Source organism: Vibrio pomeroyi, from assembly GCF_024347595.1.
Classification (GTDB): Bacteria; Pseudomonadota; Gammaproteobacteria; order Enterobacterales; family Vibrionaceae; genus Vibrio; species Vibrio pomeroyi.
In genome coordinates this window covers 1,327,696-1,349,943 of the sequence record NZ_AP025507.1, presented here as the reverse complement: position 1 = coordinate 1,349,943, position 22,248 = coordinate 1,327,696, and the positions used below count along the sequence as shown (strand labels likewise).

13 protein-coding genes and 1 pseudogene are annotated in these 22,248 nt (G+C 39.8%); 7 read left to right on the top strand and 7 right to left on the bottom strand.

Annotated elements, in window-relative coordinates; translation table 11 throughout:
- Positions 1-173: 173 nt before the first annotated feature.
- Together OCV12_RS22065 and OCV12_RS22060 are read right to left on the bottom strand one after the other, a co-directional pair.
- Positions 174-782, bottom strand: a complete 609-nt coding sequence (locus OCV12_RS22065; RefSeq protein WP_261886160.1) for a hypothetical protein — start codon at positions 780-782, stop codon at positions 174-176.
- Positions 782-2,095 (bottom strand): hypothetical protein, encoded by a 1,314-nt coding sequence (locus OCV12_RS22060; protein ID WP_261886159.1) that lies wholly within the window; start codon positions 2,093-2,095, stop codon positions 782-784. Before OCV12_RS22060 ends, OCV12_RS22065 begins: the two co-directional genes overlap by 1 nt.
- Before the next feature lie 229 nt (positions 2,096-2,324).
- Between OCV12_RS22060 and OCV12_RS22055 the strand changes: the two genes are divergently transcribed.
- The 3 genes and pseudogenes from OCV12_RS22055 (at position 2,325) to OCV12_RS22045 (ending at position 5,149) form a co-directional block, all read left to right on the top strand.
- Complete coding sequence (locus OCV12_RS22055; protein WP_261886158.1) at positions 2,325-3,152, top strand: DNA/RNA non-specific endonuclease; 828 nt, start codon at positions 2,325-2,327, stop codon at positions 3,150-3,152.
- A 13-nt stretch (positions 3,153-3,165) separates the two neighbouring features.
- A complete protein-coding gene (locus OCV12_RS22050) occupies positions 3,166-3,783 on the top strand; it encodes a hypothetical protein (RefSeq protein WP_261886157.1) in 618 nt (205 codons plus the stop codon).
- Between the two features lie 188 nt (positions 3,784-3,971).
- Positions 3,972-5,149: pseudogene (locus tag OCV12_RS22045) on the top strand (IS3 family transposase).
- 87 nt (positions 5,150-5,236) lie between these two features.
- On the opposite strand, the gene OCV12_RS22040 reads toward OCV12_RS22045, so the two are convergent.
- Positions 5,237-6,466, bottom strand: coding sequence for a chromosome partitioning protein ParB (locus tag OCV12_RS22040; protein WP_261886156.1), 1,230 nt, complete (start codon positions 6,464-6,466; stop codon positions 5,237-5,239).
- A gap of 222 nt (positions 6,467-6,688) precedes the next feature.
- On the opposite strand from OCV12_RS22040, the gene OCV12_RS22035 reads away from it, so the two are divergent.
- The 4 genes from OCV12_RS22035 to OCV12_RS22020 all read left to right on the top strand — a co-directional run bounded on the left by OCV12_RS22035 (position 6,689) and on the right by OCV12_RS22020 (position 14,967).
- Positions 6,689-7,804 carry a hypothetical protein gene (locus OCV12_RS22035; RefSeq protein WP_390904574.1) on the top strand — a complete coding sequence of 372 codons (1,116 nt, stop codon included), beginning with the start codon at positions 6,689-6,691 and terminating at the stop codon, positions 7,802-7,804.
- A 327-nt stretch (positions 7,805-8,131) separates the two neighbouring features.
- Positions 8,132-9,475 carry a DUF262 domain-containing protein gene (locus tag OCV12_RS22030; protein ID WP_261886154.1) on the top strand — a complete coding sequence of 448 codons (1,344 nt, stop codon included), beginning with the start codon at positions 8,132-8,134 and terminating at the stop codon, positions 9,473-9,475.
- Positions 9,465-11,378, top strand: coding sequence for a DUF262 domain-containing HNH endonuclease family protein (locus OCV12_RS22025; protein WP_261886153.1), 1,914 nt, complete (start codon positions 9,465-9,467; stop codon positions 11,376-11,378). Before OCV12_RS22030 ends, OCV12_RS22025 begins: the two co-directional genes overlap by 11 nt.
- Before the next feature lie 142 nt (positions 11,379-11,520).
- Positions 11,521-14,967, top strand: a complete 3,447-nt coding sequence (locus tag OCV12_RS22020; RefSeq protein ID WP_261886152.1) for a DEAD/DEAH box helicase — start codon at positions 11,521-11,523, stop codon at positions 14,965-14,967.
- Positions 14,968-15,147: 180 nt separating this feature from the next.
- Here OCV12_RS22020 and OCV12_RS22015 read toward each other — a convergent pair whose 3' ends face one another.
- The 4 genes from OCV12_RS22015 to OCV12_RS22000 are packed head-to-tail and all read right to left on the bottom strand — an operon-like array spanning position 15,148 to position 21,320.
- Positions 15,148-15,645: a hypothetical protein gene (locus tag OCV12_RS22015; RefSeq protein WP_261886151.1), complete on the bottom strand. Its 498-nt coding sequence runs from the start codon at positions 15,643-15,645 to the stop codon at positions 15,148-15,150.
- The gene (locus tag OCV12_RS22010; protein ID WP_261886150.1) at positions 15,638-18,217 is read right to left on the bottom strand and encodes a hypothetical protein; all 2,580 of its coding nucleotides are present in this window, start codon (positions 18,215-18,217) and stop codon (positions 15,638-15,640) included. The genes OCV12_RS22015 and OCV12_RS22010 overlap by 8 nt, the downstream gene beginning before the upstream one ends.
- Positions 18,218-19,882, bottom strand: coding sequence for a site-specific integrase (locus tag OCV12_RS22005; RefSeq protein WP_261886149.1), 1,665 nt, complete (start codon positions 19,880-19,882; stop codon positions 18,218-18,220).
- Positions 19,851-21,320 carry a site-specific integrase gene (locus OCV12_RS22000; RefSeq protein ID WP_261886148.1) on the bottom strand — a complete coding sequence of 490 codons (1,470 nt, stop codon included), beginning with the start codon at positions 21,318-21,320 and terminating at the stop codon, positions 19,851-19,853. The genes OCV12_RS22005 and OCV12_RS22000 overlap by 32 nt, the downstream gene beginning before the upstream one ends.
- Positions 21,321-22,248 lie beyond the last annotated feature (928 nt).

Here is a 22,248-nt window from a genome sequence, read left to right as displayed (position 1 = left end):
TAACACATTTCATAAAAACATTGAGGATGTCAAATCAGTATGGGAAAAGTAGCCGTACGGTAATACTATTTGAGAAATATCTTATCGTAAAGAAGGCAACTGATAGAGCAGGCCGAGTTGGGTACAGATAGCTTTCAAAAATTAACTAATGCCCCTTTTTTAGACTATATCTGTTAAGCGTACATCTGTTTGCCTCCCCCAATCAGGTCTCCTCGCATAGGTGTAGGTTCTGGTCGAGTATATTCAAACGCTTCGGATATATGAAAGCGACTATCAGGTTTCTCAATGATGACTTCCCTTGCTAGGTCAGGTTTTAAACTGGGTGCATGTTCCTCTTGATTTACGGGAGAGGCTGGAGTTGCTTCTTGTTCTTTTGACGTATTTTCTCCCGGTTTGACTAGATTATCTAATATATATTCATCTACTTGTTCCTTCGCTTTGCCCTTAAAGAGATCAATTGCATAGTCTAAAAGGGTTTTCTGAGTTTTCGTTCCGCCTGTAACTATCTCAGTAACAACATTCCACATAGGTCCAAAGTACACCTGAGCGGCTTTATATTCGTCTTGCCTTGATATTAGTTCTAGTTCGGTTTCGCTGTATTCTATTTGAGGCCCCCTTGTATTAGCGCTTATTGTAGGGCCTTTGTGTGGAGGACTGGCTTTTATTGTCTCACCCACTAACCGACATCGATCGGGAGTCTGAATCGGTTGTTCAGTAATGTTTGTTAGAAACAGCTGAGATTTGGTTAGCGATTTTCTGTATTCGTCTAGAAATTGAGTCATTACTGCTCACCCACAATTGCTGATAGGTAGAGGTCGAGATAAAAATCAGCCTCCTCAGTATCGCTAAAGGGAGAATTGCTATCTAACGAATTTCCTATCACTTGAAGTTTCCACATACCTGTTTTCGGGTCGACATTGTGCAGCGCAGAGCCGCGAAATACTTGGTCCTTACCGCCTTTACCGTCGTTTCCAAAAGGTAATACCCTACCTAAATATATACTTCTATCGTCGTCATCAACTGACATAGAAGGCGGTTCAATTTTAACACGCCACGACTTTTTACTACTTCCAACCGAGACTCCTCTCATACGGACGTAGTCTAATCCACTAAATAAATTGTCAGGCATTTCGAATTGAATTAGGCCGCTCCCTATAGAGCTTGGATCCCAGCCTCCTGTTTCAGTGCTTAATTTTTTTATAGTGCAGTCATTTTTAATCGAAACACGAATCACGATATCTTGGTCGGATATAAGCCGCTGTTGCAAAACTAAGACTAATTGACGTGTCCAAGATTTCAACTTATCGAGGCTATCTACTGATGTCGGCGTAATGTTTGGGAAATCCGGTAAGCTTAGTTCATTTTGTTGGTTGAAATTAATCCCATATATCGGAGTGACCGCATCTCTAACAGATAATAAGCGGCGATATGCACCAGCTAGGTCGACATCGAACTGCTCTTTGATTGAATCGAACCTTTTTTTGTAATTTGTAGGGGAGCCATCCATCGCCATCCTACCGTTAATTACTTTCTGAGCGTCTAGCTCTGTATTGTATTTAGCTTCGATTGTACTTTTGCGAACTTCTTCCAATATTTGTTGGGATTTGTGTAATTCAATCTTCGCTTGAATTGTTTCACTTTCGAATCTTAAGTTCTCGTACTCGATAGTGTCTGTGCTACCGGTATAATTTCCTATCAACTGCTCAATAAAAACTTTGCGCTGAGTTACTGTCTCTAATTCAAGTTTGCTGGACTCATGATTGATGGTAAAAAGACCTTTGTTTATTTCTTTTAAAGTTTCCTCATGTATCTTTCTTTGTTTATAAGTAGATAATACCGTTCTAAAAAAACTCTCTTGTATGTCGTAGGCTAATTTTCGGCTATCTGTACACCTGTCCAGTAGCGAAATTGCTTCACTAAGGTTCTTCTCGAGTTGTAGTTTTTTGAAGTTTACATGTTGACTAAAATCGGCAGCATTGACTGCTTCGAAAGCATTAATGTCAATTGGGTCTAATAGTGAGTAACCGTTTTCAGTTTTGAAATCATCTAATTGACCACCGACTGTACTTATTAGTTCAGACCAAGACATTGTCATAATACCTTCCTTTTTACCATAAGACGTGCAATGAGAATTACGGGTGATAGTGTTTTCTTTCTCTCAGTTGAATGTAACAAGTATGAATATAGGAGATTTTTTAAGCTATATGCAATTTGATCTGATAAATCAGACACCAAACACAATAATGTGAAACGATATTTGTATTTTTTTGCATCTAAACTAGCTTTTCGAGGGAAACTATATCAATAGCTAACTAGATATCTACATGTCAGTAACTGAGTGGAGCGACATTAACTTGATACATTTTATATTAGCAGTAGCTATCGTTGGTTTTAGCTCTAGTTCATATGCTAATTGCTATAAAGCAGCCAAAAACGACATTGCATATTGCAGCTATAAACGGTTTGATGTTTGGCTGGCATGTAGACAGAGAGGAGCTATTCTTGCAACAGCAGAACTAGGGCCAGATACTGGCTCAGTAGATACGTCGAACCGAAACTATTTCCTAGATCCAACGGCAAATGAGCTTGGGTGTCAACAGTCGTCTGATAGCACATATGCATCGCATCATAAAGGCTATGATGTAGGACATCTAATTGCGATTGACCATTTTGACGATAGCTACGTAGACGCATTAGAAACTAACGTGATGGTAAACATGGTTCCTCAGGCAACTTCATTCAATAGAAATGGAGCTTGGAAAAAAACGGAATCTCTAACGGAATGTTTTCGAGATGAAAAGTCGTATGGCCCACTCACCATTTATGCTGGTGTAATATACGGCAACGACATAACTAATGATTACTACTCTGTAAGCCACGGTTTACCAAATACTCCTGACTACCTATGGAAGCTAATATTTTTCAATAGAGTAAACTCTTACGACCTATGGGTTATGAGTAACAAGGATGAATCTACAGCAAAAACATTATCTCAATCGAGAAGAACAATAGATTCTCTAATACAAACACTCGAGGGAGAAGATGAGAGTTACTATAATCCGGCTATTTTCGAACTATTGAAGATACGTGTAAAAAAACCTAAGCAGATTGAACTAAAGAACAACTCACGTTGCAGACAAAGAGTTGGCTGAGGAAATACCTGATATGACAACTAAGACTGAACTCATAAGCAAGCTTGAGAACAATACAAGAAACAAATATTTGTACAGCATAATAAAGTTGTCAGCGGTATTCTTTGTTATTGCAATGGTTGCTAGTCACTTTGGGCTAACAACGATGTCTACTGACCTAGGAATGATTTCAGAAAATACGTTCATGGCACATATAACGTTTATTGGTTTTATTATTCTAATTAATGAGAGGATTATTGAAGCCTTTAAACGAACATTTAGAAGACGTACTTCAACTGAGTATTTAAATGAATTAACAAGAGCACAAGACGACCTAGCGATGAACCCAACAGACGAGGCCTTGAAAGATAGAGTTAGAGTCTGGACTAGTGTAGTCAATGACTATTCAGCAGAGACGGGAAGAATGTGCTTAGTTGCTTCTCTACTAGTTGGATGTAGCCTAGCGTCCGTCGGTGCCGTGAGAGTACTCGGTGGTCTCGAAGACTCTAGTCAGTTTGCTAGTCCATTACATGTCATGCTGTTTGATAGTATTGATGTCGTATTAACTGGTTGGATTGTTTCGGGAGGGTCTGAAGGCTGGACAAATTTTCTATACAACGTGAAGTCAATGATTCCTGTTCATCCTAAATAAGTACAATTTCAGCGTATGCTAGGCACAATCCCACACTACAACCCATCGATTACGTTGGAGGTTAAGGAAATTATACGGATTTGTGTTCAATGTAACCTATTCCTAGTAGGTCGCTGTGTAGTGGCATAGTGAATTTGGTCACTTAGTTAGAGGTGATATCATCACCTCATAAGTTAATAGGTGACATTATGACAAAACGTACAAGACGACTGTTTAGTGCCGAATTCAAACTGGAAGCGGCACAGTTAGTGCTCGATCAAAACTACTCCGTAGCTGAAGCTGCTCAAGCCATGAATGTAGGTAAATCTACGATGGATAAATGGGTTCGCCAGCTTAGAGAAGAACGCCAAGGGAAAGCACCGAAAGCTTCACCTATGACTCCTGAGCAAATAGAAATTCGGGAATTAAAAAAGAAGCTGGCTCGCCTTGAAGAGCATAATGAAATATTAAAAAAAGCCACGGCTCTGTTGATGTCGGACTCACTGAACAATTCTTGATAATCAAGAAACTCAAGCAGAGCTACAGCGTAAAAACATTATGCGAAGTCTTCAATGTTCATCGAAGTAGTTATCACTATTGGCTTAAACGCCCAACGGTAATTAATGCTGAAACAGTAAAATTGCGTAGCTTAGTCAGTGAGGCTCACGCTGCAAGTAATGGCTCTGCGGGAGCGAGAACCATTGCAGATATAGTCACAAATCAGGGCGTAAAGTTGAGTCGTTACCGAGCAAAAAAACTGATGAGAACTCTTGGTTTAGTGAGTTGCCAAGAGCCAAAACATCGTTACAGAAAGGCTTCACAAGAACACATTGAAATTCCAAATCACTTAGGTCGCCAGTTTGCGGTTACCGCCCCAAATGAAGTTTGGGCTGGTGATGTTACGTATATTTGGACAGGTAATCGGTGGATGTATTTAGCGGTTGTTATCGATCTTTTTGCCCGTAAAGTGATTGGTTGGTCGATGTCGTTATCACCTGATTCAAGGCTAACAGGCAAAACTCTTTCGATGGCTTATGAGTCTCGTGGAAAGCCTAAAGGTGTCATGTTCCACAGCGATCAAGGTAGTCACTATACCAGTCGTAAATACCGCCAATTACTGTGGCGTTTTCAAATAAAGCAGAGTTTATCTCGTCGAGGAAACTGCTGGGATAATGCGCCGATGGAGCGCTTCTTTAGAAGTCTGAAAACGGAATGGGTGCCAACGGTGGGTTATCGTAGCTTTGCTGAGGCTCAATAAGAGATCACTCGCTACATCATTGGATATTACTGCCAACTCAGACCACATCAGTATAACGGTGGTCTAACTCCCAATGAATCAGAACGATTATATTGGGAAAATTCTAAAACCGTGGCCAATTTTAGTTGACCACTACACACTAACTATTTTACCCAGAATGCTGTTATGTATACGGACAGACTGGAATCTACAAACTTAAAATGACTCTTAATACAATTACTTATTTACAAATTTTACGCTTGTTTGCTTCGATATTTTCTTGGGCATGGACCCTTTTTTAATGCATGGGATTGTAAAAGCCTCATTTATGTTTCCGGCTGATGGCATAGGTATTTTATTACCATCTTTATCTTTTCGATATTTAACGACCCTACGAACAGTAACTTTGTTGCCAGCGACAGGGATGCCTAGATGCATGTTCCAACCCTTAAATATGGCTGAAAGTTTACAGAGCAAAGAGTAGCTTGTAGATTCATGTACCAAAGATTGAAGATAATTACGTACTTGATATTCGATGTCATCTTCAGATTCTAATCCCAATGAGGAAATAATTCGAGTGAGGTATGTTTCTGGAGATATGGGTAGATTTTCATTAAGTAGGCTTGCTTTGATCTTTTGTTTTATCAAGTAATGGGCAAAAGCGTAGATCGCCTCGGACACTTGGCTCTCAAGTTTGTGTCTTTTTACTATCTTAGAAACAAAATCGACAGACAATGCTAATTCTTCATTTTCCTCTACATAAGCAAGAATTTCTGATGGTTGAAACAAGGTACCTTGAGTGCCCCGGAATGCATAAGGATTAGGTGTCATACCAAATGCTTTTGATAGCATAGCTACACGAGATAACACTTGAGCGTTAACTTGAACCCCCGACATCTCTAGAACTTGGGATCTAGAGCGTAGATTACCAACATCTATATTTGCAAAGGACAGATCGTCCGTCACATCATAAATAATCGGTGTAATAAAGCCTGTATTCGATTCATGCGAGGCTTCTAAGCGGTGATGACCATTAAGGATTTCACCATCAAAAGAAATGAGAATGGGTTCCCCCGTAAGACACCATTTTCCGTTCTTCATCGAATCTGCGTACATTTTTACTCTTGTTCTGCTTATTTTCCGGTTTGCGTGACTAGAGTTAATCAAACCACGGCGGGAAAACTGCAACATATCACGTGCAAGCTGAGGGCTGATATAAATAACAATACACTTCAACGTTGTTTGAACAGTTCTTACACCAGAATAATAACGAGCCTTTGATTGAAAAATATCATCAATTTGTTGAGACGACAGTAATGCTGCTGTTTTTAACAACGCCTTTGAGCTACCCAAATAGCTATTTATTTTCTTTTCATCGCGTCGTAATAACAAGCTATCTACTATTGAGTCTTCCAAGTCATCATCTGATATCTCATTGATATTTTGACTATTTGTTTTATCTTTCATGCTAACACCTATCAATCGTGGCACAATCGCTATTTAATAACCTATGACTCTAAGGTACCTATATAGTATTGATCCGACATAGCTGTCGGATCAAGCTTTATTTTTGTATTAGAGTAAATTTACTCGGTAAGTGGATGTAATTCTTTGAAAATTTCAGATAAAAAAATTAGTGGTATGTTAGTTACGTCACAGGGGCGGACACAGAAAACGCTCATCACTACGATGCCAATGATAGAAATTGGGGCATACTTCAATACAAGTACGTTATTGAATGAAATGACGTGGGCTGTCGATGCTGCTGTTAACTCAAAAAATGCTGAAAAGGTTCAGCAAATACAGGCAGAGCTAGAGAGTATTGTAATGGAGCGGACAGTTGGTGTGCCGTTATCATTGACTTTTGCTGTTGTCGGTAGACCTGAACTTACAAATGCTTCTAGTAAACAGTCTTCTGTATTAGGTTATGACTCATCTAACACATGCGTTGTCGAAAACGTTTTAGGATTGATTGCAATCTGCAAATTTTTTGGCCTAAAAACATTTTTGTTTAGTTCAAGACTAAGTGTTAAAGAGACTAGTCAGAGAAGCGAACTAAGACAACGTCTAGCAATGGAGAGTGTTGAAGTGCGTATTGTTTTTGATAACGAACGCGGCATGGATGCTAAGCATGTTATTGAATTATTCAAGAACAGCAATATTTTCAATTCACCATTAAGCCTTCCACACCTTAGTAATGGGAAAAATTTGCTACCTGATGATTACTTCCCTTTAAAGCCTTTTATTGAAGAACTAATACAAGACACAGATATTGAATCTTATGGTGGTGTAAATTTTAACTCCAAACACGTAAAAGTGTCAGAGCATTACATAACAACGCAATATATCCTATTCAAGTTGATTGTCGGTGCTGTTGCGGGAATGGGTACGCAGGAATACAGTAAGATGTCGAAAGACGTAACGTTACCTGATGGTACGCAACTTACTTTAGCTCTATCTGAAGGTTATATGGATAAAATATCTTCGTTTATGAGCGCATGGCTTGAGTCGCTGAAAGATTCTTTTGTAAAAGACCGTTCTGGATATCATTTGTCCCCTCAAATTTGGCAAGCATTAGGCTTGACTATCCATCGACTAGCTAGCAATGGAGCTTCGCTAAGCGAATTGAAAGCGGCAGGCCAAGCATTAGGTACGCTTGATTACAGTAAGAGTGCGGCGCATTGGGATAACTGCTCAGTAATGGAACTAGATGTGAAAGGGCGTATTTACAAGAATTCAGCGACATCGACTCGGTTATTTAGAGTCGGGTTGTTTGAGCATTTTGTTAAGTTCTTGGCGCGATAGAATACAAACTCTACTGAAACCACACTTTGTTGTAGCTCTTAACCACTGATTCTAAAAGATTACAAATAATCTCTATTACTTTAGACAGGAATACGTTAGTTGAGCAACAGCGTTCAAGTTAGAGTCGACATCAATAATCTAAGCTTCTAGTAGATTTATTTTGACCTAGATATATCAATAATAACAACTACTAAACACTCACCTCGAATGCAGTTAATTGAATATTAAAAAGCGTAAGAATGTATATCCATGATAGGATAAACTCGGAATATGTGGGACTTATACATGTATACCCACTCAGACACCGAAAGGGGGGATTTAAGTTAAATGGCAATTATTGATAAACAAGTATTTTCCATCAAAGATATGCTCGAACTCCCTTTGACGATCCCGGATTATCAGCGCCCATATAAATGGCACGCAAGACATGTCAATCAACTACTCGATGATGTGCTACGTCATCGTAATAAAAGCAGTTACCGCCTTGGGACAGTGGTTATTCATGAAGAACAAGCAAACCAATCTCAATCTTTTCAACAACTTTCAATTGTTGATGGGCAACAGCGTTTATTGACATTAACGTTACTGTGTAACTTAATTGACAATAAACGTGTCTGTAACCCTACATTGCTAGAGCATAACTTTGATTCTCCGACTACAGTTAGAAACCTTCAGCACAATGCCGCGATTATTCAAAGCAGATTGAAACAACTCAGTGAAGCCGACCGTGAAGAGTTAGTCGAATTTCTATTGCATAAGTGCGAGTTAATAAGTGTAAAGCTTGATGACTTGAGTGAAGCCTTCCAATTCTTTGATTCACAAAATGCCCGAGGTAAGGCACTTGCACCTTACGACTTGTTAAAAGCTTTCCATTTACGTGAAATGGCCGTTAATAGTGAGCAAGAAAGATTAGCGTGTGTTGATAGTTGGGAGAGCGGTGTTAGCCCTGACAACAAAGCGCCTAGTTTACAAATGATCATGAGCGATATTCTTTTCAGACTAAGACGTTGGTCTGAAGGAGAACAAGGTAAATACTTTACCCGTAATAACATTGATGTATTCAAAGGTGTGAACTTAAGTTCTGCAACTTATCGTTATGCAGAATCTTTAAGGGCTATGGACTATATGGTTGATGAGTACAACTCCGACCGCGTGCGCCATTGGGATCAACAGATGATGCCTTACCCATTCTTGGTTGATCAAACCATACTCAACGGCAAGAGATTTTTCGAATACATTGAACACTATACAAAGGCCTACCAGAACCTATTTATTGATGAAAAGCCTGAACTGACAAAGATATTGAAAACCATCACAAGCTACAAAGGTCGTAACCGGGTAGGCGACCATTATGTCCGAAACCTCTTCTATTGCGCCGTGCTTTACTATTATGACAAATTTGGCGATGCCGAATTAGAAAAAGCGGCATTGCTATGTTTCGTTTGGAGCTATCGCATCCGCTTGGTACAGCACCGTGTTGTTATTGAATCGATAGATAACCCTGCAATGGAAAAACAGGGAATATTCAAGGTTATAAAGAAAGCGCTTCACCCTCATGAAGTCTTCTCTTTTGCCGTTGAACCTGTACACGAGTCCGATATTAAAGGGACAAAAATTGACGGGTTAATCGAGATGTTTAAAGCCTTGGGGTATGTACAAAGTGAGCAGTAATCAAAGCATTCAAGAGTTGTCAGTTGCCGAGCTCTTTCAACAAGGTGATTATATTATCCCAATCTATCAGCGTAATTACGCATGGGGGGAACCTGAAGTCGAACAACTCCTTCAAGATGTGTGGGATATTGCTTCAAAAAGTAAAGGGAAAAGCACTTATTACATTGGTAGTCTAGTCGCCTATAAACGCGATGATAATCGATATGAGACAATCGATGGGCAACAACGGCACACTACACTTAGTATCATCCTATCAGTGTTAAAGAATGAGTTTTCGACAATACTGCCAGATATTCAAAAATTGAATCTTGGTTTTGATAGCCGCCCTAAATCTGTTCAAACCTTACGAAAGCTGTTTAACGAGCCTAATCGTCGAGGGGATGAACTTGAAGAAGCAAACATTCGATCTGCTTATGAAATTTCAAAACGCTTCCTGTCTAATCACATAAAGGATATTGCACAATTTAGTGATTACTTGCTGAACAACGTGAGAATTCTACGGGTGATCGTTCCTGAAGATACAGATCTGAATCATTACTTTGAGATCATGAATAACCGTGGAGAACAACTCGAAAAGCATGAAGTCCTAAAAGCACGATTGATGTCTGAACTGATCAATGATGATGAGAGAAATGCGTTTGCAAGCGTATGGGATGCTTGCTCGGAAATGAATCGCTATGTTCAATTAGGGATTCATTCTAAGATCAGAAGTCATGTGTTTGGTTTAGATTGGAATCACATTCCTCAGAGTTTTGAGGTTCTGTGCCAGCAAATAAAAGCAGAGAGCACCAATAATCAAGTAAGAACCATGGCTGACATCATCGCAACCCCTCAGCTTCACGCAAAAAAGGTATCTTCTCCCGATGAGAATGAGGAAACAGGTACTTTTGGTTCCGTTATCAATTTCTCGAACTTCTTACTTCATGTACTGCGCGTTACACTGAAAAAAGACATCCCTTTGGATGATAAACGACTGTTGGAGATCTTTTCAGATGAAAAGCCCAACGCTCACCAGTTTTCCCTCAACTTGCTGAAATGTCGTATGTTATTCGATCGCTACATTATCAAGCGTGAGAACGATGAAGACTGGAGTTTAAAAACGCTGAAACTTTATGAAAATAAAAAGCGTACTTTTAGTTATACCAACAGTGCTTCCGAAGACCACAATCAGCAATTGATCATGTTACTTTCAATGTTTCATGTGTCTTTTCCTACTCTTGTCTATAAGCATTGGCTGAATGCTTCATTACACTATCTTTATGAAAATTCGTCAGAAAGTGGCGATGTTGACTCATCTGAGTATACGGCCTTCCTAGAACATTTAAGTGACCGATTCTTCTTTGGACGATTTGGACAACTAACTATTGATGCTGAACATACTGATTATTACGAACTAACGTTCACTGATGTTGAGCTACAAGAGGTAAAACTTGACCGTACGTATTTAAATCAAGGTACTGGAGTTCAGAACTTTATATTTAATCGACTTGATTACAAGCTTTGGAAGCAGCTCAAGAAAGGTAAGTCGTTCTCAGGTGTAAACATGGATTATGTACGCAAGCGTGTTGCAGGGTTCAGCTTTTCTTTCAGAACGTCGGTTGAGCATTATTTCCCACAGAATCCACTGGGTAGTGAACCAATAAATAAATCTGATGAGTTACCAATGGGCGTGGATAGTTTTGGTAACCTTTGCCTGATAAGTCGCCATAACAACTCTAAACTAAGTAACTATTTGCCGACAGCAAAGAAAGAGCATTACGAGAAAGCAACAACTGTCGAGAGCCTTAAACAGATCTTTATGATGAGCTATGGCCAATGGGGAGTAGGGAGTGAAGAGGGGCTTAAAAACATAGCAGATCATGAAACTATGATGATTGAAGAGCTTAGTACACGTTCGGCATAAGCGCACACGAATAGAGATAGCTTTAAACTATTGATATAAAATAACCTTTTTGAAATAATCGATAGATTAAGGTTATTTCTATTCGTAAGTTCGTACACATTAGGTTGGCGTTCAAACATTAGTCACAAAAGAAGGAACAGGGATGCGCTTCTCTCTGAAAGCATTAGTAAAAACATTGTTTGGCCGTCAATCTGAGCATTCGAGTAACAAGTCAGAAGCAGCAAGTAGTAATAGGGGCGTTGTACAGCAATTCACATCGAATAAGCAATCGTTGTTAACTGATTCTCAAATACTCTCTGTACTGGATTACTGGCTGGATTTTGAGTTATTTGATATTCCAGAATGCCCTTATGATTTCAAGAAAGGCATTGTTAGCGAACCTGCTGATGATTTTGATAAAAAGTGGTTGGATGATGAACAACCATTTCCTGCGATTAAGAAAGACAGCAAACTGTTTGTGATGTTTCAGTGCCATCGTGCCGGATATTTGTTCAAAAATGAGGATGGCGAAAACGGTAAGCCTTTACATCCTAATACGGTAACTCCTAAAAGCTATTTACTGGGTGTCGCTTTAATTCCAACCTTAAATACTCATGATTCTACAGGTGAGAAATATCTAACTTGGCAACTTTCCGAAGAAGATCAAGACAAAGTCGTTAACCTTGCAACTATCCGTACTATTTATCGACGATGTAGGTCTTCAGTGCCTGCCAATATGACTTTAACTGATTGGGTTAATACCTGTTTTGAATCAATTGATCAGCTGCTAAATAAACATCTTTCTGGGAAAAAAAATCCTGAAACTGATGCGGTAGAGCCTCTGACTACAGAACAGTTAAAGTCGGCAATCATTGAAATAAATCGCTGTATTGCAAGAGAGTTTTGGCCAACCCATGAATCACGAAAATTCATGGAGAAGTATGCTAAAGCTGTCGAATTAAACAAGCAAGATAGGTACGATGAAGCGATAAACCCTAGCAAGATTAAACCTCACTTAGAAGATATCACTACATTTCGTTGGCGCTTTTGTTATTACCCTGATGGGAATGAGCAAAATCAGTTAGGCCCATTTTTTGCCGATGATTTGAATTATATTGCGGAACAAATCGGTAACACATCTGCCAAGAATGCATTGTCTCCAGCGCTTTACCAATATTTACTCGGTAATGATGACCAAGTGATGCTTGGCTCTGCGAGAGAAGACGCTGATAAGTACCATAATATGACTAGAGGCTTCTTTAAAGGTCGCTGGCCTGAAAATCCGGATTATGGCTTGAGTCTATTGCAATCTTGCGCTGTAAACTTAGCGACAAAGAAAATTGATAACCCTATCGTGGCTGTTAACGGCCCTCCCGGTACTGGTAAAACGACATTACTCAAAGATGTTATCGCTGACCGATTTGTTACTAGAACAATTAAATTGCTTGAAGCTGAATCTGAAGATAAGGATTGGTTGGCATCTGATAGCGCGCTGGAAGCTGTACTAGATGCTTCAATTGTTGTTGCATCTAGTAACAACAAAGCGGTCGAAAACATATCAATGGAATTACCAGCTCTAGGTAAAATTCATGAATCATATCGCGATGATATCGGTTACTTCCGCCATCAATCACAAAGTGATGAATGGGGTATGTTCTGTGCTGTACTAGGAAACAGTAGCAATAGAAAAGCATTTTGTGACAATAAGTTAAACAAGTTATTACGATACCTAAAAGGGTTGAGTAATTACCTTGGTTTGTCTCCTTTAGTGTATCAGCTGAAAGAAAAATCTCTGGATGAAGCTCAGAGCCTGCTTAACGACTACTTTGGGGAATTAAAAGCAACAGGGAAAATTTCTGCTTTTATTCAAGGTATTGCGTCCAGTCAAAAATTCTTAAAAGCACATATGGGATTTTTAGCACCCTTGAGTGAAGCACTTGAAAAAGTAGCTGATGATGAACTGTTAGTTGAAGAGTTCATCAAAAAATGGTGCCAACTAGATGAAAAACTTTGGCTAGAATCCCTCACTGCTTTACAAAAATTAGCACAGGTTTGGTGGAAATCAGAGCTTTGGAAACATGAGTTAGAAGCTGAGTATAAAGATGCAAAGGATGTTTTTAACACTTTGCTTAAGAACCATAGTGATGCGCTAGAAGATTTAAACTCAAGTAATTTTGATAAATGGGGAATAGACCCATGTAGCCATTTAATTACTAAGGCTGCATTTGGGTTACAGGGTAATGAAGAAAACCATGATGCTGAAGCCCGTATCCAACAATTATCACCAATTGGCAGTAAGGGTATCAATCAGCTCAGAAGTGAGCTTTTCGTTGCGGCCTTGCGTGTTAACGAGGCAATGATAAAGCTAAATGCAGCTGAGCATCATAATACTTTCAAATTGTTACCACAGCTCATCAACGGTAAATATCAAAGTCATGAAAACACTCCTAACCATGAAACATTGTGGGGGCTTTTATTCCTTTTGTATCCAGTAATGTCGACATCGCTATCATCAGTAGAAAGCCAATTCCGCTTAATGCAAAAGAAAGCAACGATAGGCTTAGCAATGTTCGATGAGGCGGGACAGTCAGTTAATTATCATGTCGTTGGGTTACTCCAGCGCTGCAAACAGGCTATGGTTGTTGGGGATCCTATTCAGCTTGAACCTGTGGTTCCAGTGCAAGGCGAAATTGACAGAGGTATTGCATCTGATTTTATTGCTATATCCAACAAAGATGGTGAAACCTCGTGGGGTGACTGCTTCCTTGTTAGCGAGTCTTCAGCTCAGTTATTAGCAGATAGAGCCGGACCAATAAAAGCGTTGATAGGCCAACGACAGGTTGGACTGCCTTTGTTAGTTCACCGCCGCTGTACAGAACCAATGTTCTCTATTGCTAATAGTATTGCCTACGATAATAAAATGGTTATAGCTACAGTACCTTACAAGTGGAAATCTATTTCTTCAGGCTGGTTTAACGTGGTTGAGAGTAAAGATTCTATTAAACGCCAGCGTTACAATAACCATACTGAAGCCGATTCTGCATTTGAATTAGTACGTTACCTTGTTGAAAATCAGCCGAATATGGCGAAAGGTGGTATTTATCTAATTACACCTTTTACTCACATGAAGAATGAACTTCAGAGTAACTGGAAATCTTTATACAAACAGCCTTTGAACAAACAATGGATGCACCAAGCGGCTCAACTCGGTGGTAAAGGAGGGGCTGAAGTCGCTGATTTTATAAAAGATAACATTGGCACCGTTCATACTTTCCAAGGCAAAGAAGCATCTGTTGTTATCTTCTGTTTGGCCGCATCGAAGGCTAGGGGAACCACAGGTGGCATTAAGTGGGTAAACAGTAAGCCTAACCTGATAAATGTTGCTGTTACACGAGCAAAGCACCATTTATTCATTGTTGGTAACTACAAGGATTGGTGTCACGAATCTTGTTCAAGCCAACTTATTCGTGATGGTATGACAATCTATAACAGCATGGATGAGATCAGAGCTAATACGCCGTTATTACTGGAAGAACACTTAAAGAATACAGTTAATATTCCAGAAGAATGCGTAGATCCAAATTATTCTAATTTCAGTAATGTTTGGTAATTTTGTCTTCAAATAAGAACATAATTCTTGAGTATTTTGATTGCAGCATGTAAGCAGAATACTCTATATTTAGGTGATCTGATTTCTCTTTCGTCATATTCAGTTGTGAAGTTTACACAACGTTGGCTCAACAAACGTCAGTTACTGCTTTCCATCATTGCTTACCCAAGACTCTTTTTATTATTTGCTGTTTCTTTTCCTTTCTGCTAATTCCCGAATTAGATGATCAGCAAGTAAATCCTCAACATTGATAGGACTCTGTAGATCAACATACTCGATGATGTCTGTGACAGCTAGGATGTTACGCTCATACCTTGCCCTGAAGTCTTTAAGCTCACAATCAAGGCGGTTAGCCTTCTTTATATAGGCAGCTCCTGTTCGCCCATTAGCCAGCATGTCTTTCTCTTCGGTGGTTAATTCACGCTTACCATCCTCATGATTATTATGCTGCCGAAGTTTATAGTCATTGATGATGTCCCTCCGGGAAGTCAGGGTGCTAACTCCCCCCTTGATGATACCTTTGATCTTAAGGCGTGCATGGAGTGTAGCTGGTTGGATAGGGGACTTCTCAAGCCCCTCTCGAAGCATGGTTTGCAGTTCAGCTTTAATGTAATAAGTAAGCTCCGCCCCTTGAATTACTTTGTCATCAGCATTTCTACTCCGTGGTGTCTTAGCCATTATTCTCTTCCTTCTTTGCAGCATTTATCTCCAAGCGTTTCTGTTCGATAAAGAACAGGTCAGCAAGGGTTTTAGGGGTCTTACCAACTAACATTTGGTCATTAATTCTCGCAGCGATTCGCCTAAAAGGGTTGTCCATATCGTCCGATATGATATCTACTAGCTTCTTGGCTCTATGAGTCTCGATGGCATCAGCTTCCAAAGCTTCCAGCACAAGGAGAGCCTCTTCTTGCTCTTCTAAAGCGAATTTGAAATTAGGGTCATCTTCAGCTAATTTACGAAGCACAATAATCTCATCTTTCTTGACAGTCAGACGTCGAGATGCTTCTTCAGCTTCCCCCAAGCGACCTGTAAGAGTGAAGTAAGCACATGGTAATCCTGACTGACATTTCACTGAATGAGGGCAGCCCCAGCGAGCAACGTCACGTGTGCAACCACCGAACCCGAGAGGGTGAAGTTTTGCATGTCGCTCTAGTAGTTCTTTCGCCTTTTGTGCTAAGCCTTGCTGCACTAGCTTGTCATGAGCGGCTTTAAGCTCTGGGAGAAACTTATGCGACATTGCACCGGCTATGTAATCTGTAACTTCAGCAGTTGTTTCACCAAAAGTCTGCATATTCTGCTTAAGGTTATGCTCATCGCTAAGGTGAGGGTTTACTGCCATTGAAGCAGATGCTTTAACATTAGCAACGCCTGTGTTCTTGATAGATCTAGCTGTTCTGGCAAAGGCAGCCAACCGGCGATTAACCAACGACTTAGGTGGCTTATGTATTGCTGGTGCAGTAGGATCAGGCTGAAGTGCGGGTTCACCTACGATATCAAAGAGGGATAACTGATCATCCTTTGAAAGAGTCTTTTTGTTCTCCTCATAAGCTTTCTCTAGCATAGTCACTGCCAATGAAGCTGTTTGATATGACTGTGATTGGGCTTGGTGCTGATAGTATTTATTCTGGGTTATATCAACACGGCCCATCAAGATAGCTTGGATGTGGTCAGTCACGCCTGCGATAGCTAAGAAAGTATTGATGTTATGCCTTGGTACGTGCTTTTTAAGCTTAATTCGGGCCCCATCATCCTCGAATAAATTAAAGTAATCGAAGATAGATTTACGGGTATCATCGGGACTACCTAACCATGTCTCAACCGAATGCTCATCCAGAGGAACTATGTTCTGTAATGAAACAAAATCTTGAACAATACCAAAAGCACCTTTCGGCACAATGAACATTAAGTCTTCGTAGTTGAAATGCTCCCAGTCACCATTATCTTTTACCGACAACACACACTGGTGCCCATGCGTGAAATTCTTAGATTTGACATAACGACGATAGACGTAATCATTCAACTGCCCTTTGGTGAAATACCAATTATTCTCATTATTATCAATAGGGATGACATTAGGCTTATGACCAGCATATTCTAAAATTGACGAACGAATACTTACACCGACGTCTTTACGTGAACCGCCCGTACCAGTGAACATAATTCCAAAGAGTTCATCTTGCTCAATCCATTCATCTTGCAGTTCATAAATCTTACTAGGCAAAAAATTGGTGAAATTAGATTCCCTTAAGCCTTTTACTGTCTCACGGAACCCTGCGGTTAACTCTTCAACCTGTTCATAGATCATCTCTATGATTGGATAAGAGGTTGGTGCAAGCCAGTGAATTCGCCAACCTGATTTTTTTGCACCAAGATATTCGATACCTAGCTTGTAAGTAGGCCAGCCGTTGTCAATAGCGTGCTGGCGTTGACTCTCATCTGTGATTTCCCTTTTAACCAATGAATCCATCCTCATCGTCATATACTCTTGGAAGCGGAAGCCACAGATGATGCAAAGTAACAACATATTATAGAAGATACGTTGATAATCGTTTTCAGCTAGTGCCATCAACTCAATGACACTCATAAAAGCACGGATTGAGATAAGCTTTTTATCGTTAGTGTCATCTGGGTTTAATTGTTCAGCCTTCTTTCTTGCGTTTGTACCAACAGTAGTATTACGAGACTCATGTTTATTTTCGACTTCGATGTTCACCATAAACAGGTCGTATTGGCGGAGCCGTTTGATAATACTTACGGCAACATCACAATAGTCACTAACATTGGAAGGACTAGTCGAATTATCATAGTGACGATCCATGGCTGCATGAATGATGTCGGCAGTCAGATGCATTGGATGAGTACAACCGTTTGTTTGGACCATCTCCCAATACCAGCGCTTCATGACTTGCAATGGCTTATCCAGTGTTGAACCCGATAATGTGCCATCGGAAGTGCTAACCTGATACATGTGGTAGGCACGCATAAAGTCTTGAAACTCGATGGATATGCTCACTTTAGTGAGACCCTTCATGCGTTTTGAAACTTCTTCCCATTTAACCCCGTGGTTTTTAGTTTCTTTTAACCATGCAACACCTTTCTCTCCAAAAGGCCAAGAACCTGCATTCCAGTCCAATTGCCCAACTGCATTATGTTTAGCAAGTTCCTCCTCGAATTTAGCTTTATATTTGTCAATAAACGCGACTAAGTTCTTTGCATACTTATTATTTAGAGTTGTGACTTCCCGTGCCATTTATTCGCTTTCATCCTTGCTCTTAACCATTTTAATGCGAGCCATTACCTGAACTACATGATCTTTCCGACGTACTAACTCTGTCATTAGCGGGTGGTGTAGCAATCCAGCATCATCAGCAACGTTACGAATCTCGTCTAGTTCATCAAAAAATGAATTGAGTACTGCCTGATGGTTACCGTCAATAAAGGGCATAAAGTACAGGCACCCATAGCACCCACGACCTTGGGAGAAAGGGCAAATATTTTCTTCGTAATTGCAGCCACCGATGTGATGGTGTAATTTGCCACCAATTGATGCGGCAACCCGACGATCTTGCCATTCATTACTCAGGATTAGATTTCCAGTCAACATCAATGCGAGCATGTTTTTGAACACAGGATTTCGACCTAAAGCCTGCTCACGGATGTCAGATATTTCTGGGGTAGCTGCGATATATCTGTCAGCAACAGTAAAGGTAGACTGTCCCATGATGTAAGCAATTTCAGGGGCGCTCGCACCATTCATTGCCATAGAATGACCTACGTTATGGCGAAACAGACTCGCTGGGTATACAGGTAGCACGTAACCATCAGTCCACACTGCCTCTTGAATATCTTTGGGAGAGAATTTGAGAAGCATGCTCTTAATAGACTTATCAACCATTTTTACTGTAGAAACTTTGGAAGAAAACAACGGCTCTTCGTCTCCAATACCACTTAGATACTTATACAAACTGACCAATTTCCCAAGCTCTTCTGGAATAGCAACCCGAATTCGGTCGATGGTGAGTTTTGTCTTCTTGGCATATGGCACTAGCAACGAGTAGCGCATTCCTCTTTTATTTTCAGTGTCCACCACATAGTCACCTCCCGCCATTTTATTGATTTGAACTGGTCTTGCTCCCGTATAGTAGACTATGCCAATAATTATACAGTCTCTTAAAACATCGAGATTGGCGGCTTTCTTAACTTTTTTTATGTGGGTAAGCTTAAGTTCTTTGTTGTCTAGTTTCGGGCATAATTTGGATGACCATTGTTGTACACCGTTCTCGATCATTAGGCATACCTCATCAGGGATAACGAGGTCTAGGTTTTGGTAACGTCCCCAGTTACTGTTTCGAGGGCGTGGAACTTTGAGTAACAAATCTTCGAGGTCACCTTTAACACCAGTATATTTAAAGAATTTACTACGTTCGAGTTTGCGTAAGGCATATAGTGTGTAGTAGAACTGGCTATTGTCCGAGTGATTTCTGCCAACTTTGAAAACAAGCTGCTGTAACTTTTCAATAAGACTCTCGCGTCTAACTTCTTCAATCTCGGTAAAAGTTCTAGCAATTAAAATTGCGAATTTATCAGCAACTCCTGCAGAATTTTCCTTGATATATTCAAGAGTTAAGTATTTTATGAGGGTGATTGTTTCTGGCAAAAGATTACGAAAATGCGAACCACTACTGAAAAGGATGGCTTTGTTATCACCCGAAAATCTGTAGCGCCAATCACTAGGAATCAGGCTCAAAAACTGGTCATCAAACTCCGTTGCACTCACGAGGAGCAACCTTGACGGTAGATCGATATTTTTAATCCATTGAAGCTGCTCAGAGGTGAACATGGAAGACTTCTGTTTCAATGGACTCGGCTCTTGTGCAGAGTTATTAGTTAAATAAGTCGTCGAACGGGATTTCATCATCGTATCCATCATCTTTTAATGAGTTATCTGGTGATTCCACTTTATGTAGCGAAACCCTTCTTTCTGGTATAGCTGTCTGCCAATCCGCTCGCTTTGTTCGTCTGATATTGCTCTCGTTACTAACTATTTCAACGAATCGTTTTGCATACATTAAAGGAAGCTGACTCTTCACAGACCAGCCACCTAGTTTGCGAAGCTTTTCTACAGCAGCATCCATTTCGCCGTTCATCCTCGCTCGAATGCCGTAATCGCGAGCCATCATTAAGCTTTCTTTCAGAATTTCGTTGTAGATGAACTCAAGAGTGATGTACGCCCATGTATGTCGCCCAACATGGGGAGTCAAAGTAACCATGTAATCAATATTCATTTTGCCTTTTGCCCGATAATATGGGTAATGGGCAATAAAAATAGGGTCAATCTTGTCTCTGTAAAGGGTGCGTACCCCATCGTAAGATATAGGTGCTAACGTACCTCTGCTCTTGACGAACAGAACCTTATGGTCTTCGATACCTTGTTCTTTAAACAAAGGAGTACGATATTGTTCAATGAAAATCGTCAATAAGATGAAGTCATCATCAGTAAGTTCGATCTGACGATATGAGTGTTGCGTCTTTATAGACGGTGGTTTCTTCCTAGGGTCAATCACACCATCAGGTAAGTTCTGGACAATTAGGATGAATCGAGTCTTCCCGCGTGAATCAGGTAGCGTCTCCCCAATGGAGTCTAACGAAATCAACTGGACTTCACCGACACGCAAACCATAGGTATACATCAACCTATGCATAAGATAATTACGATATTGAAGAAACCCTTCTTTAAATGGGTTCTGTGGGTTGATCACTTCTTCAAAATGCTCACCAGTTTCCAGATCAGTAAAAGCTGGGGTAGAGGGGATAAGCATATTGTTCAGCTCGATGTTCTGCTGTTCCGAGATACTTTTATACCTATTGGCTGGTTCGTTTTTAGATACCTCTATACGATTGAAAGTACGTAGTTTTTCATCAAGCTGTTTAGAGTTTTCAGTAGTTATCTCGTGAGCTCTTACTGGGGATACATCTTGGTATTTTAAGTTCATGTATCGAAAATTGAGATACCGAAAAAAGCGACCAACATTTCTTATATGATTGCCATAGGTGACCTTATTTGTTTTGTAGATAGGAGTATCTAAGTGCACGAGAGCAATAATATCTTCGTTATCTTTACGATGTTGTTTACCGAGTAGGTAATTGAAGAATCCATCAATCTCATGGATAAAAGTTGAAATGTTGTACTTACGTTGATAGAAGTCGAAATCAAAGGTTTGCTTATATTTCTTATAGTAGTAGACGTAGAAGAACCGCAATGAAACAAGGATATTTTCCTGAGTCCCCAAACTTTTTTTGCTTAGTTCATTTCTTCCATAATTTGCAACGAAAATGGACGGTAAAGTCGTCACGTTATCGATCATAACGTGTGATCGCTGTCCGTTTCGTGAGATATGTAAGTTTGTGTACGTCATAACCCTAACGAAAGCCCTCAAATAATCGGGGCTGAGATATCTGTTTGGTCACCACGACACTTCTAGTCGTTGTGAGTTCAAAGAAATGACACTGAAGCTTTTCTACTTCGAAAAGGCGTGAAAGATCGTAACGTAAAACCGTAACATTATGCATACAAAACCCAAAGAACACTTCTACCTAACAATTAGCTAAGCACATAAAACCAATAAATGCCAAATATTGGGCTAAATAAACTTTTAATGAGAGCATATGCAGCGATTCCTGTGGCACAATGACTACATACGGTTACACTGTAACAGATTAATAAACTGGTTAATGACAATTAAGAAAAACTTAATCAGGAAAGTTGTTACACATAAAAAATAATTAGAGTTATATCGTTATTTATTTTTTTTACCTATTTAACTAGCAAAACACTAGATTCGATTGGTGTGCGAAAGAACAGTTTGAGAGATTAGCGATTTATAAATGCTCATGGAATACTAAGCTTGAAGCTATGCGGGAAAAGGAGGACATCATTCGTAACTCTCATTATGATAGTCAATCAGTAGAAATTGAGCCGAAATACAATGAACTTTTGCGGTTGCCAAGCACCAGACAAAGAATTGGACAAAGGTATTAGATTAAATCTCTGTCACGTGCTTTCTCAGATGCCAAGATAATTTAAGTTTTTTCGAAAGTTGTGACTTATAAGGTTAACAAGCTGACCAGCATTATAGATAGATCAGAAAGCACTTAAGAAGCATAAACAACTAAATGAGTAGAAAAGCAGGACATTTTTATATGTTACGTCTGGTATTTAAGGTGAGGGTGTTGTTCGCAACTCACTTTGAACCAAAAGTTAACACTCAGATTAAACAAGTT

Coding starts and splice junctions, on each gene's coding strand:
- OCV12_RS22030 (WP_261886154.1), top strand. CDS start 8,132: ATGGCAATTATTGATAAACAAGTATTTTCCATCAAAGATATGCTCGAA.
- OCV12_RS22055 (WP_261886158.1), top strand. CDS start 2,325: ATGTCAGTAACTGAGTGGAGCGACATTAACTTGATACATTTTATATTA.
- OCV12_RS22065 (WP_261886160.1), bottom strand. CDS start 782: ATGACTCAATTTCTAGACGAATACAGAAAATCGCTAACCAAATCTCAG.
- OCV12_RS22005 (WP_261886149.1), bottom strand. CDS start 19,882: ATGAAATCCCGTTCGACGACTTATTTAACTAATAACTCTGCACAAGAG.
- OCV12_RS22020 (WP_261886152.1), top strand. CDS start 11,521: ATGCGCTTCTCTCTGAAAGCATTAGTAAAAACATTGTTTGGCCGTCAA.
- OCV12_RS22050 (WP_261886157.1), top strand. CDS start 3,166: ATGACAACTAAGACTGAACTCATAAGCAAGCTTGAGAACAATACAAGA.
- OCV12_RS22015 (WP_261886151.1), bottom strand. CDS start 15,645: ATGGCTAAGACACCACGGAGTAGAAATGCTGATGACAAAGTAATTCAA.
- OCV12_RS22060 (WP_261886159.1), bottom strand. CDS start 2,095: ATGACAATGTCTTGGTCTGAACTAATAAGTACAGTCGGTGGTCAATTA.
- OCV12_RS22040 (WP_261886156.1), bottom strand. CDS start 6,466: ATGAAAGATAAAACAAATAGTCAAAATATCAATGAGATATCAGATGAT.
- OCV12_RS22035 (WP_390904574.1), top strand. CDS start 6,689: ATGCCAATGATAGAAATTGGGGCATACTTCAATACAAGTACGTTATTG.
- OCV12_RS22010 (WP_261886150.1), bottom strand. CDS start 18,217: ATGGCACGGGAAGTCACAACTCTAAATAATAAGTATGCAAAGAACTTA.